The sequence below is a fragment of the Rathayibacter sp. VKM Ac-2754 genome, assembly GCF_009807095.1.
GTDB lineage: Bacteria > Actinomycetota > Actinomycetes > Actinomycetales > Microbacteriaceae > Rathayibacter.
Genome location: NZ_WUCC01000003.1, coordinates 243,917 through 259,024, shown reverse-complemented (window position 1 = coordinate 259,024; position 15,108 = coordinate 243,917). Strand labels below are relative to the sequence as shown.

The following is a 15,108-nucleotide window of genomic DNA, read 5'->3' as shown; positions in this document are numbered from 1 at the left end:
CAGGACTCGCCGGTCGCGCACCAGGAGCTTCTCGAACAGGTCAGCGCGATCCACCGTCCGAGCCCGGGGCAGAGGGTGGTTGACACGGCGGAGGCGGTATGGCCGCCGCCCGGCATCCCCGCCAACTCGGGGGACAGCTGGTCGCCGGGTGCATTCTGCCGGCATCCAGCGCTCGTCCAGGAAGCAGTGGGTGAACGACAGCGTAAAATCGGTGCGGCACTTGCCAGGATCGACAACTCGACAGGGAGTTCCGTTGGACGGAAACGCAACGACCACGCACCGCAACGTCGCGTTGCTGTCCGTCGCGACCACGATGGCCCCGCGCGTGACCACGTCGGACGAGATCGATGCGCGACTCGCGCCCGCGCTCAAGCGCCTGCGCCTCCCCACCGGGCTCCTCCAGCGGGTCGCCGGCGTCTACGAGCGCCGCAACTGGGACTCCGAGCAGGACTTCGACGGCGCCGCGATCGAGGCGGGCCGGCGCGCGCTCGCCGAGGCGGGCATCCGACCCGACCAGATCGGGCTGATCATCAACACCTCGGTCACCCGCAAGCACCTCGAGCCGTCGGTCGCCGTGCGCCTGCACCACGGGCTGGGGCTGCCCTCCTCCGCCATCAACTTCGACATCGCCAACGCCTGCCTCGGCTTCGTCAACGGCATGACGCTTGCCGCTCAGCTGATCGACGCCGGCCAGATCAAGTACGCGATGATCATCGACGGCGAGGACGCCGACGAGATCCAGGTCAACACCATCGAGCGCCTCAAGCGCGAGGGCATGAGCCGCACCGACTTCATGAGCGAGTTCGCCAGCCTCACCCTCGGCTCCGGCGCGGCCGCGGCCATCCTCGGCCCGGCCGACGCGCATCCGCAGGGTCACCGCCTCCTCGGCGGCATCACCCGCGCGGCCACGCAGTTCAACGAGCTCTGCGTCGGCAGCGTCGACGGCATGTTCACCGACGCGAAGGCCCTGCTCAAGGGCGGGATGGAGCTCGTCGTCTCCGCCTGGAAGGAGGCGAAGCGCGACTGGAACTGGGGCAAGATGGACCGCTACATCACGCACCAGGTCTCCTCCGTGCACACCAACGGCCTCGTCAAGGCGGTCGGCCTCGACAAGACCCGCGTCCCCACGACCTTCGGCACCCTCGGCAACGTGGGGCCCGCGTCGATCCCGATCACGCTCGCCCAGGAGGCGCCGACCCTCAAGCAGGGCGACCGCGTGCTGCTGATGGGTGTCGGCTCCGGCATCAACACCGCGATGCTCGAGATCGCCTGGTGAACGCCGGCGCGCACCCGGCGTCGAGGATCCGCGCCGCACTCGGCCGGTCCGCCCCGGCGCAGGTGCCGCCCGCCGGGCTCGACGGGCTCGACCCCGAGTGGTCGCGCCTGGTCGACGCACCGGACGCCCACGGCGACAGCAGGCGCTGGCACCTCCTCGACACCGGGGACTCCCTCGGCACCGAGCCGGTCGGCACCATCCTCTGCGTGCACGGCAACCCGACCTGGTCGTACCTCTGGCGCCGCCTCGCCGCCGCCTCCCTCGAGGCCGCCCGCCGCGGCGAGCCCGCGTGGCGCGTCGTCGCCGTCGACCAGCTCGAGATGGGCTTCTCGGAGCGCACCGGGGCCCTGCACACCCTCGCCGACCGCGTCCGCGAGCTCTCGAACCTCACCGACGTCCTCGGCCTGACCGACGTGGTGACGCTCGGTCACGACTGGGGCGGAGTCGTATCGCTCGGCTGGGCCGTCGACCACCCCGCCGAGCTGCGGGGCGCGATGCTGCTCAACACGGCCGTGCACCAGCCCGTCGGCTCGCCGATCCCGGCGCCGCTCCGGCTCGCCCTCGCGTCCGGGGTGCTCGGCGCCTCGACGGTCGGCACCCCGGCGTTCCTCGAGACGACCCTCGCGCTCGGCCACCCGGCGCTCCCCGCCCCGGTGAAGGACGGCTACCGCGCGCCCTACGAGGGCGCCGCCCGCCGCGGCGGCATCGGCGGCTTCGTCGCCGACATCCCCGTCGACTCCGCGCACCCGAGCCACCACGAGCTCGTCCGCATCGCCGAGGGCGTCCGCGAGCTCGGCGTCCCCGCGCTGATGCTGTGGGGTCCGCTCGATCCGATCTTCTCGGACCGCTACCTCGACGACCTCGTCGATCGCCTCCCGCACGCGCAGGTGCACCGCTTCGAGGGGGCGGGCCACCTCCTCGCGGAGGACGTCGACTACGCCTCCGCCGTGCTCACCTGGCTGGGCGACGCGACCTCCGAGCGCGGTGCGGCTCCCGATGTCGCGCGACCGACCGCGCCGGTCGAGTCGCTCTGGCGGCACCTCGACACGCACGCCGACGACGACGGCGTCGCCCTCGTCGAGATGGCGCCCCCCGGAGGCGGCGGCCCGCGCACCGTGTCGTGGCGGCTGCTCTCGCAGCGGGTCCGCGAGCTCGCCGCGGGCCTGCGCGCCTCGGGCGTGCAGCGGGGCGACCGCGTCTCGCTGCTGGTGCCCCCGGGCGCCGACCTCACCGCCCTGCTCTACGCCTGCCTGCGCATCGGAGCGATCGTGGTCGTCGCCGACGCGGGCCTCGGCCTCCGCGGCCTGACCCGCGCCGTCCGCGGCACCTGGCCCGACCTCGTGGTCGGCGCCCTCCCGGGGCTGACCGTCGCCCGCGCCCTCGGCTGGCCCGGCGGCCGCATCTCGACGCAGACGCTGCCGCGCGCCTCCGCGAAGGCCCTCGGCGTCGACACGTCCCTCGGCCAGCTGATCGAGCTGGGCCGCGCCGAGCTCGCCGCGAACGCCTGGGCGCTCGGCGAGCCCCCGGCGCCCGACGCGGTCGCGGCGATCCTCTTCACCTCGGGGTCGACCGGCCCCGCCAAGGGAGTCGTCTACACGCACCGCCAGCTGGCAGGAGTGCGCGACACCCTGGCCCGCCAGTACGGCGTCGGCGAGGGGACCGGCCTGGTCGCCGGATTCGCGCCGTTCGCGCTGCTCGGTCCCGCCCTCGGGGCGCGCTCGGTGACCCCCGACATGAACGTCACCGCGCCGCGCACCCTCACCGCTCGCGCCGTCGCCGCGGCCGCCGCGCAGGTGGAGGCGACCGTCCTCTTCCTCTCGCCGGCCGCGCTCGCGAACGTGGTCGCCACCTCCGCCGCCCTCGACGCCGACGACCACCGCGCGCTCGGAGGCGTCCGCACCTTCCTCTCCGCGGGCGCCCCGGTGCCCGAGGCCCTGCTCGCCGAGGCGCAGGCGCTGATGCCGAACGCGTCGGCGCACACGCCCTACGGCATGACCGAGGCGCTGCTGCTGACCGACGCCTCGCTCGAGGGCATCCGCGAGGCCGCCCTCGACGACGACCCGCGCGGAGGCGTCTGCGTCGGCACCCCGGCGGAGGGCGTCCGCCTGCGCCTCGCGCCGCTGGACGAGGCGGGGATCCCCGCCGCCGAGCCCGTCGAGGTCATCGGAGTGACGGGCGAGATCGTCGTCTCGGCCGGACACGTCGAGGACCACTACGAGCGGCTCTGGCTCACCGACCGCGCCGCCCGCGTCGGCGCCGCACCGGGGGAGCGCTGGCACCGCACGGGCGATGTCGGCCGCGTCGACTCCGCGGGCCGGCTGTGGGTCGAGGGTCGTCTGCCGCACGTGATCGTGACTCCGGAGGGGGTCGTCACGCCGGTCGGCCCCGAGCAGCGGGTCGAGGCGCGCGTCGCCTCCGTCGCCCGCGCCGCGATCGTCGGCGTGGGGCCCCGCGGAGTGTCGCAGCTCGTCGCGGTCGTCGAGACGCGCGGTGGTGTCCACAGGACCCAGCTGGCGCCGGACAGGCTCGCCACCGAGATCCGCGCCGCCGTCGGAGCCGCGGTCGCAGCGGTGCTCGTCGTTCCTGCGCTGCCGACCGACATCCGGCACAACTCCAAGATCGACCGGGCCGCGCTCTCGCGCTGGGCCGAGGGGATCCTCGCCGGCGGACGGATGGTCGCGCCGTGAAGGTCCTGGTCACCGGCGCGAGCGGCCTGCTCGGCGGAGCCGTCGCCGCGGGCCTCGTCGCCCAGGGGCACGAGGTGCGCACCTTCCAGCGCCGCGCCTCGGGAGTGGCCGGCGCGACCGACGCCCGCGGCTCGCTGACCGACCCGCGCGCGGTGGAGGAGGCGGTCGCCGGCTCCGACGCGGTGGTGCACCTCGCCGCCAAGGTCTCGCTCGCGGGCGACCCGGGCGACTTCGACCGGGTGAACGTCGACGGCTCCCGTCGCCTGCTGGCGGCCGCCGCCCGCGCGGGCGTCCGGCGCTTCGTGCAGGTCTCGTCCCCCTCGGTCGCGCACGCCGGCTCCTCGATCGCGGGCGCCGACGCCGAGCCGGCCGACCCCGAGCGCGCTCGCGGCGACTACGCCCGCACGAAGGCGCGGGCCGAGCTGCTCGCGCTCGCCGCCGACGCCCCCGGGTTCGCGGTGGTCGCGGTCCGGCCGCACCTGGTCTGGGGCCCCGGAGACACGCAGCTCGTCGCTCGGATCGTCGAGCGGGCGCGCGCCGGTCGCCTCCCGCTGCTCGGCGACGGCCAGGCGCTGATCGACTCGACCTACCTCGACAACGCGGCATCGGCGATCGTCGCCGCCCTCGACCGCGCCGAGGACGTGCACGGGCAGGCCTACGTCGTGACCAACGGCGAGCCGCGGCCGGTGGCCGAGCTGCTCGCCGGGATCTGCCGCGCGGCGGGCGTGGAGCCGCCGAGCTGGTCGGTGCCCGCCTCCGTCGCCCGTACCGCCGGCTCGCTCATCGAGCGCGTCTGGGCGGTGCGCCCGGGAGAGGACGAGCCGCCGATGACGCGCTTCCTCGCCGAGCAGCTCTCGACGGCCCACTGGTTCGACCAGCGCCGCACCCGCGCCGACCTGCAGTGGCGCCCCTCGGTGACGCTCGACGAGGGCCTCGCGCGGCTCGCCGCCTCCTACGGCCGCTGAGAGCGCCGCACACCATCAGCTGAGACTGGTCGTCGCGCACGTTGGTGCGCGAGAGGGCGTCTCAGCTGACGTTGTGCGGCGCACCCACCCCGCAGGCGCGACGAAACGGCCGGGACGCTCAGGGCGTCCCGGCCGTCTCACGATCCGGTGATCAGTCGGCGAGGATCAGGTACAGCGCGCGCCTGGTCTCGTCGAGCTTGGTGGAGGCGGCGGCCCGCTGCTCCGGGGTTGCCCCGCGGAACTGGTGCACGGCCGCCATCAGCTTGCCGACGTTCTCCATGAAGGCGCGGTCGGCGTCGCTCGCTCCGGGAGTCGCCTCCCAGGCGGCGGCGAGCTCGTCGGCGTGCTCGCGGACGTAGGTGCCGCCGGCGTCGGTCAGCTGGTACTCGGTGCCGCGGCCCTCGCCGACGGCCGTGATGAGGCCCTCGTCGACGAGCTGCTGGAGCGTGGGGTAGACCGAGCCGGGGCTGGGGCGCCACGAGCCGTTGGTCTTCTCGGCGATGGCCTTGATCAGGCCGTAGCCGTTCGAGGAGGTCTCGGCGAGGAGGGAGAGGAGGGCGGCGCGGACGTCACCGCGGCGGGCGCGTCCGCCACCGCGGCCGAAGCCGGGCCCGCCGAAGCCGGGGCCGAAGCCCGGGCCGCCGCCGAATCCGGGGCCGAAGCCGAAGCCCGGACCGAAGCCGCGTCCGTGGCCGCCGGGGCCGCGGCGCTCGCGCTGGCCGGGGTGGTCGTGTCCGTGCCCTCGGCGGCCGTCACGGCCGGACGAGGCGCGGTCGGAGAAGAAGTCGTGGGAGTTCATGGTTGTTCCGTTTCTGTCGTTGGAGGATCCCTTTCGATCGGATCCGGTCGCCCGTCTCGAGCGAGTGCTCTTCGATCTGTCGGCGATGTAGTAACGATATATCGGTACTGTTCACCGAGTCAAGCGGAAACCGAAGATCGCTACGCTGACCCCGCCACCGACCCGAGAGGCCCGCATGCCCCCGCTCTCCTCCGCCGCGCTCGCCGCCGTCCTCGACGAGACCCTCCTGACCGGCGCCGTCCTCACCGACCGCTCGAGCAACCTCGGCAACCTCCGCCGCCTCGCCGCCCGCGAGCCCGCCCACCTCTACGGGGTCGACGTCGCCGAGCACTGGGACGTCGAGAGCCTCCTCGCGCTGATGGGGGAGCGGGTCGGCATCAGCACCGATCCCGCCTTCGAGCGCGGGCAGGACCGCATCGACGCGGGCCTCGCGGTCACCGCGCTCGACGCCTACCGCCGGCGCCTCGCCGCGGCGGTCCGCGACGGCGGCCTCCTCCTCTTCGCGACCGCCCACCCCGCCACGCTGATGGACGTCTACCGGCGGTTCGCGGCGGCCGCGACGGAGGCGGGCGCCCGCGTCCTCGACGTGAACGCGCTGCCGCTCGCCCGCCCCGACGGCATCCGCATCGCCTCGGCCGACGAGCACCTGCGGCTGTGGTCGACCGGAGGCGTCACCTGCGCCTACCGCGGCGGCAGCCTCGTGCACACCCACGCGCCCGAGCCGATGAACGCGCTCCTCGACGAGCTCGAGTCCCTCGGCCTCCGCCCCGACCTCGTGATCGCCGACCACGGCTGGGCCGGCGCCGCGGGACGACGCGGCCTCGCGACGATCGCGATCGCCGACTGCAACGATCCGGCCGTCTTCGTCGCCGAGGCGCAGGGCTCGATCGAGGTGGTCGTCCCGCTCGACGACGGCCTCGCCGTGCATCTCTACGACCCCGTGATCGACTACGTCCTCGACGCGCTCGCTGTCCACTCCGAGCGTGGGAGCAGTTCGGGCTCGTAGAATCGCACTCGGCTCGTCAGGATCCGCGGATCCGGCGAGCCGTACGCGTTCCCGCGAGCCCGAGGTCCTCCCTCGCCACCCCCCTCCCAGACGGAGCATCCGTGACTCAGCCCCAGGACGGCCTCCTCCCGCGCTTCGCCGTCGGCGTCGACATCGGCGGGACCTCGATCAAGGCCTCCCTGGTCGACGTCACCACCGGCGAGCGCGCCGCCCGCCGCTTCGCCGTGGCCAACCCGGTCGGCCGCGAGCCGGAGGACTTCGCCGCCGCGATCGCCGGCATCGTCCGCGACGTGTCGCCCATCGCGGGCACCCCCGTCGGAGTCGGGTTCCCGGGCATCGTCCGCGGCGGAGTCGTCCGCCAGACCACCCACGTCTCGCAGCGCTGGGTCGGCCTCGACGCCCAGGCGATGCTGTCGGAGGCGACCGGCGTCGACGTGGTCGTCGTCAACGACGCCGACGCGGCCGGGGTCGCCGAGCGCGAGTTCGGCGCCATGCAGGGCCGCGGAGGCCTGTGCGTCTTCACGACCCTCGGCACCGGCATCGGCACCGCGATGGTCTACGAGGGCGTCGTGATCCCCAACTCCGAGCTCGGCCACGTGCACATCGACGGGCCCGACTTCGAGCCGCGCGTCGGCTTCTCGGCCGTGCGCCGCGAGGGCATCACCCTCGAGGAGTGGGCCGGTCGCCTGAGCGTCTACTACCGCCACCTCGAGATGCTGCTCTCGCCCCAGCTCTTCGTGATCGGAGGCGCCGCGGCGCACGTCTTCGACGAGTTCGCCCGGTTCATCGACATCGGCACCGAGATCGTGCCGGCCCGCTTCGGCAACGACGCGGGCTTCACCGGCGCCGCGATGGTCGCCGTCTCGCCCGACCGCCTGGCCCCCTGGCACCGCTCGACCCACGGCGCCCGCCTCGACCCCGGAGCCCCGGCCCCCGCGATCGCCGACTGAGACCGAGCCGCGGACCCGGCACCGAGGGAACCCCGGACCGTCGACACCGCCTCGACCAGCGGGCTCCCTCGACGGTCCGGGGTTCCCTCGGTCAGCCGAGCAGCCGCCGGTACACCGCGTCGAGGCGCGCCGCCGTCGACGCCCACGAGTGCTCGGCGGCCCACTCCACGCCGCCGCGACCCAGTCGGGCGCGCTCGGCGGGGTCCGCGAGCAGCCGCCGGATCTCCTCCGCCCAGTCGCCCGGGTCGTCGGAGTCGATCAGCACGCCGCTCCGCCCCTCGCTCACCGCGTCGACGAGGCCTGTGGTCCGTCGTGCGAGCACCGGTGTGCCGCTCGCCGCGGCCTCGAGCGCGATCAGCCCGAAGGTCTCTGCCGCCGACGGCACCAGGGCGAGGCGGGCGCTCCGGAGTCGCAGGGCGGCCCCGTCGCGGTCGGCGACTCCGTCGAAGCGCACCGAGTCGGCCACGCCGAGCGTGCGGGCGGCCTCCTCGACCTGGGCGAGGTAGCCCTCCCGGCCCGGCGCGGGCGCGCCCACGATCCGCAGCACCGGACGCTCGCCGACCGGGATCCGCGCGAGCGCCTGCACCGCGAGCAGCTGCCCCTTGAGCGGCTGCACCCGGCCGACCAGCACGATCTCGGGCTCCCGCTCGAGTGCCCATGGACGGAACCGCGACTCCACTCCCGGAGGCACGATCGTCACCTTCCGCGCGTCGACGCCGTAGCCGCGCACCACGTCGTCGTGCTCGGCCCTCCCCGCGACCACGACGGCATCGGCGGAGGCGAGCACCGACTCCTCCGCGCGGATCCGCTCCTCGGGCTCGCGGGCGTCGCCCGGCACGAGCCGCACGTTCTTCGCGAGCGAGTTCGAGTGCATCGAGTGCACGTGGGGAGACCCGGTCAGCATCCCGGCCAGCCCCGACACCCAGTAGTGCGAGTGCACCACGTCGGCGCCGACGGCTGCGCGGGCGAACTCCCCGGCCGAGGAGGCGAGCGCGTACTTGTCAGCGGCCTCGACCGGCACGCCGACCACCTCGACCCCCGGCGCCATCCGGCGCGTCCCGGAGCCGCGGGTCAGCACGCGCACCTTCCAGCCGAGCGCCGCGAGCTCGGGCAGCACCGCCGCGAGGTACACGTTCATGCCTCCCGCGTCGCCGGTCGACGGCTGCTCGAGCGGGGAGGTGTGCGCCGAGACGACGGACAGGCGAGGCATCCCTCCATCGTAGGAGGGGCACGGATCCTGGCCGTCGGCTCGAACCGCGCCCGGAATCGGGTTGAATGGACGGATGCGTTCCGTTCGGGGCGCGGAGAGCTAGAGGTCCATGGCCCGCCAGAGTCCCCCCGGTGACGTGGTGCCGCCGTCGGACGCGCCCGGGACGACGACCCGCGAGCCGTTCTCCGAGCAGGACATCCGGGCTCTGGTCGGCTCCGCCGCCTTCGAGAAGGGCACCGGCTACGCCGACCAGGGCCGGGTCGGCGAGCTGCAGTGGTTCGGCGGCCGCACCCGGCTCTTCGGGCAGGTCCAGGGCTCCGGTCGCTCGCCGTACGCCGTCAGCGTGCAGCTGCGCGACGAGGGCGACCACTCGATCCTGCTCGGCGGCGCCTGCAGCTGCCCGGTCAAGCACGAGTGCAAGCACGTCGCCGCGGTGCTCGTCGAGGCGCTGCGCCGCGAGCGCGACGGCGGCCTCGCAGGCCCCACCGCCGGCGTCGACGCGGTCCCGGAGTGGCGCAGCGCGCTCGCCCCGCTGCTCGCGGGCGCCGAGCGCACCCACTCCGGCATCCCCCTGGGCCTCCAGTTCGAGCTCCTCCCGGGCGAGCCCGTGCGGCGCCCGCCCGGCCGCTACAACAGCTACCGACCGCCGCCCGAGCCCCGCCCGCGTCTGGGCGTCCGGCCGGTGCGGATGGGCGACCGCGACCGCTGGGTGCGCACCGGCACCAGCTGGCGCGACCTCGGCTTCCTGCACTACAGCCACGACTACGACGAGCGCCAGATCGACATCGTCCGCGAGATGCAGGGCATCCTCTCGGGCCACAGCGCCTCCAGCTACTACTCGCCCGACACGTGGCTCTACCTCGACCAGTGCCGGAGCGAGGCCATCTGGGCGGCGCTGCACGGCGCCGTCCGGGCGGGCATCGGCCTGGTCATGGGCGACCGCGACCAGTCGCCGCTGCGCATCCTCGACACCACGGCGACCGCCTCCATCGACGTCACCCGCACGGCGAACGGCCTCGAGCTGCGCTCGCTGGTCGCGATCGGCGACCACCCGGCGCCCGAGGAGTTCGGCTTCATCGGCGACCCCGCCGTCGGCCTCTACACCTGGGCGGCGGGTGACGAGCTGCGCGCCCGCCCCGTGACCCTCGTCCCCTTCGCGGCGCCGCTGGTCTCCTCCGCCCGCACCTTCCTCTGGAGCCGCGAGGCGATCCGCATCCCCGAGCAGGAGGAGTCGGCGTTCCTCACCGAGCACTACCAGCGGCTGCACCGCCTGTTCGCGATCGTCTCGCGCGACGGCTCGTTCGAGGCGCCGCCCGTGCCCGAGCCGCGACTCGGGCTCACCCTCGAGCACACCGACGGCGCCGGTCTCCGCGGCTCCTGGTGGTGGCGCTACGGCGTCGAGGGCGCCCGCGGAGTCGAGGCCGAGCGCCTCCCGCTGCGGCTCGACGACGAGTCCGGCTACCGCGACGCCGAGGCCGAGCAGCGCATCCTCGACTCGCTCACCGGCGCCGGCATCGATCCGGAGTCGACGCCCGCCCTCGTCTCGCGCTCGAGCCGGCGCCTGCGCCCCTCCTTCGACCTGCGCGGCATGCAGACGGTCGGCTTCCTGACCGGCGAGGTCGAGCGGCTCCGCGAGCTCGGGACCGTCGAGATCGAGGAGATCGGCGAGCGCGTCGAGTACCGCGAGGCCGAGACGGCCCCGGTCGTCGCCGTGCAGACGGTCGCGCAGCCCGACAGCCGCGACTGGTTCAACCTCGAGATCTCGGTCACGGTCAACGACGAGGCCGTCCCGCTCGCCGAGATCTTCCTCGCCCTCGCACGCGGCGACGAGTACATGGTGCTGCCGAGCGGCGTCTACTTCGCGCTCGACGACGAGCGCTTCGGGCGCCTCCGCGAGCTGATCGCCGAGGCGCGCGAGCTCTCGGACGACCAGGGCGAGACCCTGCGCATCAGCCGGTTCCAGTCGTCCCTGTGGGACGAGCTCGTCGAGCTCGGCGTCGTCGAGGCGCAGGCGGCGGCATGGCGTCGCGCGGTCGAGGGGCTCTCCGGATTCACGGCCACGGGGGCGCTCGAGTCGCGTCCGCTGCCCGACGGCTTCTCGGTCGAGCTGCGGCCCTACCAGCAGCTCGGCTACGACTGGCTCTCGTTCCTCTACGACAACCAGCTCGGCGGGGTCCTCGCCGACGACATGGGCCTCGGCAAGACGGTGCAGTCGCTCGCGCTGATCGCCCGGGCGATGCAGGAGCAGCGGGCCGAGATCGGTGACGCCGGCACCTCGCCCCGCCCGTTCCTCGTCGTGGCGCCGACGAGCGTGGTGCCCAACTGGGTCGGCGAGGCCAAGCGCTTCGCGCCGGGGCTCACGGTCGTCGGCATCGACGAGACCTCGAAGAAGAAGCGCCGGGCGCTCTCGAGCGTGATCGGCGAGGCCGAGCTGGTGGTCACCTCCTACGCCCTCTTCCGCCTCGACTACGAGTCGTACGCGGGCATCCGCTGGGCGGGCTTCATGCTCGACGAGGCCCAGTTCGTCAAGAACCGGCAGTCGGCCACGCACCAGCTGGCGCGACGCCTCGACGTGCCGTTCAAGCTGGCCATCACGGGTACGCCGATGGAGAACAACGTGATGGAGCTGTGGTCGCTCCTCTCGATCGTCGCGCCGGGTCTGTTCCCCTCGCCGGTCGGATTCGCCGAGTTCTACCAGAAGCCGATCGAGCGCGACGCCGACTCCGAGAAGCTCAGCCAGCTGCGGCGCCGGATCCGCCCGCTCATGCTGCGGCGCACCAAGGAGCTCGTGGCGACGGAGCTGCCGCCCAAGCAGGAGCAGACCCTCCAGGTCGAGCTCGGCACGCGCCAGCGGAAGGTCTACGACACCTATCTCGCCCGCGAGCGGCAGCGGGTGCTCGGCCTCATCGGCGACTTCGAGAAGAACCGCTTCGCCATCTTCCGCGCCCTCACGGTGCTGCGGCAGGTCGCGCTCGACGCCGCCCTCGTCGACGAGGCGCACGCGACCGTCCCGTCGACCAAGCTCGACCTGCTCGACGAGCTCCTCGCCGACGCGCTCGCCGAGGGGCACCGGGTCCTGGTGTTCAGCCAGTTCACCCGCTTCCTCGGCCGAGTGCGCGGGCGTCTCGACGCGGCGGGCGTCGAGTACGCCTACCTCGACGGAGCGACCAAGAAGCGCGACGAGGTGATCGAGCGCTTCCGATCGGGCGACGCCGGCGTGTTCCTGATCTCGCTCAAGGCGGGCGGCTTCGGCCTCAACCTCACCGAGGCCGACTACTGCATCCTGCTCGACCCGTGGTGGAACCCGGCGACGGAGTCGCAGGCCGTCGACCGCGCGCACCGCATCGGGCAGACGCGGTCGGTCATGGTCTACCGCCTCGTCGCGAAGGACACGATCGAGGAGAAGGTGATGGCCCTCAAGGAGGCGAAGGCCGCGCTCTTCGCGGCGGTCATGTCCGACGACGGCGCGGCGGCCGCCGGAGGCATCACCGCGGAGGACGTCCGCGAGCTGCTGGGCTGACCGCGAGCGGGGGCGGCGCTCAGCAGCCCTGCTCGACGAGCACCTTCGCGAAGGCGCCGGTCTGGTACGCGTACTCGTAGGCCCAGTCGCCGAGCGTGAACGGCTCGCCCGAGGACTCCATCAGCACCGTGCCGCCCCAGCAGCGCTCCATCAGGATCCGCGCCCGCGTGATGTGGGGCGTCTGGGTGATCACGAGCACGGTGTCCCAGCCGTTCGCGTCCGCGTAGTCGCGGAGGGCCCGCGCCTCGCCCTGGGTCGTTCCCGGCTCGGCGGTGAAGCAGATCACCGTCATGTCCGGCTCGTCGCAGGCGACCACGTCGCTCTCGTCGGGCGCCGCCGCCAGCTCCGAAGCCCAGACCGAGATGAGGAGCGTGTCGGCCACGCCCTCCTCGACCAGCTCGCGACCGAGGTCGGTGCGGGCCCGCGTGGGCGGACCGAGCACGAGCACCGCGTCGGCGCGAGCGGGAACCGCGTCGGTCGCCGGGAAGACGTAGACGGGGACCCCGACGGCCACCAGCACGACGATGGCGATCAGCGCGACGACCGCGATGCGGCGCGCCGAGCGCAGTGCTCCGCGCATGCGGCCTCCGATCCCCGGCCGTCACGGTACCGCAGACGGGTGACAGCGAGATGACGCCCGGCTGCGCGGAGGCCGTCACCGCAGGCCGCTCTGCCCGCCGGCCCCGGCCGCCGCCCGCTCTGCCCGCCGGCGCCGCCCGCCGGCCGCTCTACCCGCCGGCTCCGGCCTGCTGGTCGAGTAGCCGCCGCAGGCGGCGTATCGAGACCCACCAGCGTCAGCAGATCCTCCGTCAGCCCAGCAGCCCCCGCACGCCCGCCTCGACGTCCGCCCCCAGCCGCCCCGCCCGCCGCGCGAGCCGCACCGCCACCGACCGGTGCGGCTGCAGCAGCCGCCGCGCGGCCGTGCAGGGCAGCGCGAACGCCCCGGTCACGCCCGCGTCGATGCCCTCGAGCCCGCCGTCGTCGCGCCCGTGCACGAGCTCGCGCCCTTCGCGCGCGAGCGGCTCCGGCAGCGTCGCCTCGCCGAGCGGCAGGCGCAGCACGCCGAGCAGCGTCGCCGCCACGATCCGGCCCGCGAGCGGTCGGCCGATCGCACCGGCGGCGAGCTCGCCGAAGAAGTCCGCCTGCCGCTCCAGGATCGCGATCGCCGCCTCCGCCACCCGCTCCATCTCGGGGTGCAGCGACAGCCGCGCGAGCCGTCGGTAGGCGTGGATCGCCACGTGGGTGTCGACGGCGAGCGCAAGCGCCAGGGGCCCCGCGAGCAGACCCGCCGCCCGATCGCGCAGCCCCCGCCGGATCGCGGCCTGCTCGGGCGGGCGCGTGTCCACTCCGCGGATCTGCGGCGACGCGGCGAGCACCTCGCCCAGCGCGTCGGCGATGCGGTGGCGCTCCGCCGCCCAGGTGGGCGCGAACGCCCGCACCCGGCGGTCGGGGTGCACGCGCGCGATCGGCAGCACTCGCGCGATCACCGCGTGCTCGACCGCGCGCAGGTAGGCGGTCGCGACGATCGCCTCCCGGTCGAGCGGAGTGTCCTCGAACTCCCGCAGCGAGAACCGGTCGTGGAGGCTCCCGTGCGCGCTCCGCGTGTAGCTCTCGACGTCGAACGGTTCTGCGATGCCCATGCTGTCCGCCCTTCGCCTCGACCGTACCGCTCATCCTGCGCCCCGGGGCCGCGAGACCCGGATCCGCCCTGGCACACTGGGCAGAGAGCGCCGCTCGGGCGCCGGAACGGGACGGCATGGCGAACCGCGGCTCGGCGATCGGCGCGGTGGTGTTCGCCGCCGTCTGCTTCGGCACCACGGGCACGGCGCAGTCCCTGGGCGCGGCCGGCGTCGATCCGCTCCTGCTCGGTGCCGCGCGGATCGTGCTCGGCGGCGCGCTCCTCGCCGCCCTCCTCGGCCTCGAGGCGGCTCGCGGGCCCCGTCGCACCCCGCGGCGACCCCGGGCGTCGACGATCCTCCTCGTCCTCCTCGGGGCCGTCGGCGTCGCCGCCTACCAGCCGGCCTTCTTCACCGGCACGGCCGAGAACGGCGTCGCGGTCGGCACCATCGTCGCGCTCGGCTCGGCGCCGGCCTTCACGGGCCTGCTCGAGTGGCTGGTGCTGCGCACCGTGCCGGCCGGCCGCTGGTTCGCCTCCACCGCCCTGGCCGCCGTCGGCGTCGTGCTGCTCGCGGGCCTTCTCACGGGCGGTGCGGGCGGAGGCGTCTCGCTGCTGGGTCTCGCCGGCTCCGCCGGCGCGGGCGCCTCCTACGCGCTCTACGCGGTCTGCGGCAAGCTGCTGCTCGAGCGCGGGTTCACCCCGGCGGCCGCGATGGGGGCGCAGTTCGGAGTCGCGGCCGTGCTCGCCCTGCCGATCCTCCTCGGTGGCGCCCCGCAGCAGCTCTCCGGCTCCCTCCCCGCCGTGCTCTGGCTCGGCGTGGTCACCGTCGCCCTCGCCTACACCTTCTTCGCCCGGGGCCTCGAGGTGCTGCCCGCCGCGACCGTCTCGACGCTGACGCTCGTCGAGCCCGCCACCGCGACCCTCCTGGGCGTCGCCGTGCTCGGAGAGCGGCTGACCGCGGAGGCGATCGCCGGCGTCGCCGTCCTCGTCGCCGCCGTGCTCCTCCTCGCCCTGCCCGCGAAGCGCACCGATCGTGAGGCGGCGCCGAGCCTCGCGGAGTAGCCTCGCTCGTGCCGC

Annotated in this window: 11 protein-coding genes; 7 read left to right on the top strand and 4 right to left on the bottom strand. The window is 74.5% G+C overall.

Features of this window, described 5'->3' with window-relative positions; genetic code table 11:
- The first annotated feature begins 253 nt into the window (after nt 1-253).
- Genes GRS92_RS06715 through GRS92_RS06705 form a run of 3 tightly spaced genes read left to right on the top strand, consistent with a single transcriptional unit; the run spans nt 254 to nt 4,928 of the window.
- On the top strand, nt 254-1,276 hold the full coding sequence (locus GRS92_RS06715) for a 3-oxoacyl-ACP synthase III (RefSeq protein ID WP_235021854.1): 1,023 nt from the start codon (nt 254-256) through the stop codon (nt 1,274-1,276).
- On the top strand, nt 1,273-3,963 hold the full coding sequence (locus GRS92_RS06710) for an alpha/beta fold hydrolase (RefSeq protein WP_235021853.1): 2,691 nt from the start codon (nt 1,273-1,275) through the stop codon (nt 3,961-3,963). Before GRS92_RS06715 ends, GRS92_RS06710 begins: the two co-directional genes overlap by 4 nt.
- Entirely contained in the window at nt 3,960-4,928 is a 969-nt protein-coding gene (locus GRS92_RS06705) for an NAD-dependent epimerase/dehydratase family protein (RefSeq protein WP_159854508.1), read from the top strand. The genes GRS92_RS06710 and GRS92_RS06705 overlap by 4 nt, the downstream gene beginning before the upstream one ends.
- Nucleotides 4,929-5,079: 151 nt before the next feature.
- On the opposite strand, the gene GRS92_RS06700 is transcribed toward GRS92_RS06705, so the two are convergent.
- Complete coding sequence (locus GRS92_RS06700; RefSeq protein WP_159854506.1) at nt 5,080-5,727, bottom strand: PadR family transcriptional regulator; 648 nt, start codon at nt 5,725-5,727, stop codon at nt 5,080-5,082.
- A 175-nt stretch (nt 5,728-5,902) separates the two neighbouring features.
- On the opposite strand from GRS92_RS06700, the gene GRS92_RS06695 reads away from it, so the two are divergent.
- Both GRS92_RS06695 and GRS92_RS06690 read left to right on the top strand, forming a co-directional pair.
- Entirely contained in the window at nt 5,903-6,733 is an 831-nt protein-coding gene (locus GRS92_RS06695) for a phosphatase (protein WP_159854504.1), read from the top strand.
- 101 nt (nt 6,734-6,834) lie between these two features.
- Entirely contained in the window at nt 6,835-7,683 is an 849-nt protein-coding gene (locus tag GRS92_RS06690) for an ROK family protein (protein ID WP_235021852.1), read from the top strand.
- 91 nt (nt 7,684-7,774) lie between these two features.
- On the opposite strand, the gene GRS92_RS06685 is transcribed toward GRS92_RS06690, so the two are convergent.
- A complete protein-coding gene (locus GRS92_RS06685; RefSeq protein ID WP_159854502.1) occupies nt 7,775-8,893 on the bottom strand; it encodes a glycosyltransferase in 1,119 nt (372 codons plus the stop codon).
- A 109-nt stretch (nt 8,894-9,002) separates the two neighbouring features.
- Here GRS92_RS06685 and GRS92_RS06680 point away from each other — a divergent pair, with 109 nt between their 5' ends.
- Nucleotides 9,003-12,413, top strand: a complete 3,411-nt coding sequence (locus GRS92_RS06680) for a DEAD/DEAH box helicase (RefSeq protein ID WP_159854500.1) — start codon at nt 9,003-9,005, stop codon at nt 12,411-12,413.
- Between the two features lie 19 nt (nt 12,414-12,432).
- On the opposite strand, the gene GRS92_RS06675 is transcribed toward GRS92_RS06680, so the two are convergent.
- Nucleotides 12,433-12,993, bottom strand: coding sequence for an ElyC/SanA/YdcF family protein (locus GRS92_RS06675; protein ID WP_159854498.1), 561 nt, complete (start codon nt 12,991-12,993; stop codon nt 12,433-12,435).
- Nucleotides 12,994-13,222: 229 nt separating this feature from the next.
- Nucleotides 13,223-14,053 (bottom strand): hypothetical protein, encoded by an 831-nt coding sequence (locus GRS92_RS06670; protein ID WP_159854496.1) that lies wholly within the window; start codon nt 14,051-14,053, stop codon nt 13,223-13,225.
- Between the two features lie 116 nt (nt 14,054-14,169).
- Here GRS92_RS06670 and GRS92_RS06665 point away from each other — a divergent pair, with 116 nt between their 5' ends.
- On the top strand, nt 14,170-15,093 hold the full coding sequence (locus GRS92_RS06665; RefSeq protein ID WP_159854494.1) for a DMT family transporter: 924 nt from the start codon (nt 14,170-14,172) through the stop codon (nt 15,091-15,093).
- Nucleotides 15,094-15,108: the final 15 nt, after the last annotated feature.

What these genes read in the sequence shown, in the direction of transcription:
- GRS92_RS06685 (WP_159854502.1), bottom strand. Translation starts at nt 8,893, where the DNA reads ATGCCTCGCCTGTCCGTCGTCTCGGCGCACACCTCCCCGCTCGAGCAG.
- GRS92_RS06675 (WP_159854498.1), bottom strand. Translation starts at nt 12,993, where the DNA reads ATGCGCGGAGCACTGCGCTCGGCGCGCCGCATCGCGGTCGTCGCGCTG.
- GRS92_RS06665 (WP_159854494.1), top strand. Translation starts at nt 14,170, where the DNA reads ATGGCGAACCGCGGCTCGGCGATCGGCGCGGTGGTGTTCGCCGCCGTC.
- GRS92_RS06670 (WP_159854496.1), bottom strand. Translation starts at nt 14,053, where the DNA reads ATGGGCATCGCAGAACCGTTCGACGTCGAGAGCTACACGCGGAGCGCG.
- GRS92_RS06695 (WP_159854504.1), top strand. Translation starts at nt 5,903, where the DNA reads ATGCCCCCGCTCTCCTCCGCCGCGCTCGCCGCCGTCCTCGACGAGACC.
- GRS92_RS06700 (WP_159854506.1), bottom strand. Translation starts at nt 5,727, where the DNA reads ATGAACTCCCACGACTTCTTCTCCGACCGCGCCTCGTCCGGCCGTGAC.
- GRS92_RS06680 (WP_159854500.1), top strand. Translation starts at nt 9,003, where the DNA reads ATGGCCCGCCAGAGTCCCCCCGGTGACGTGGTGCCGCCGTCGGACGCG.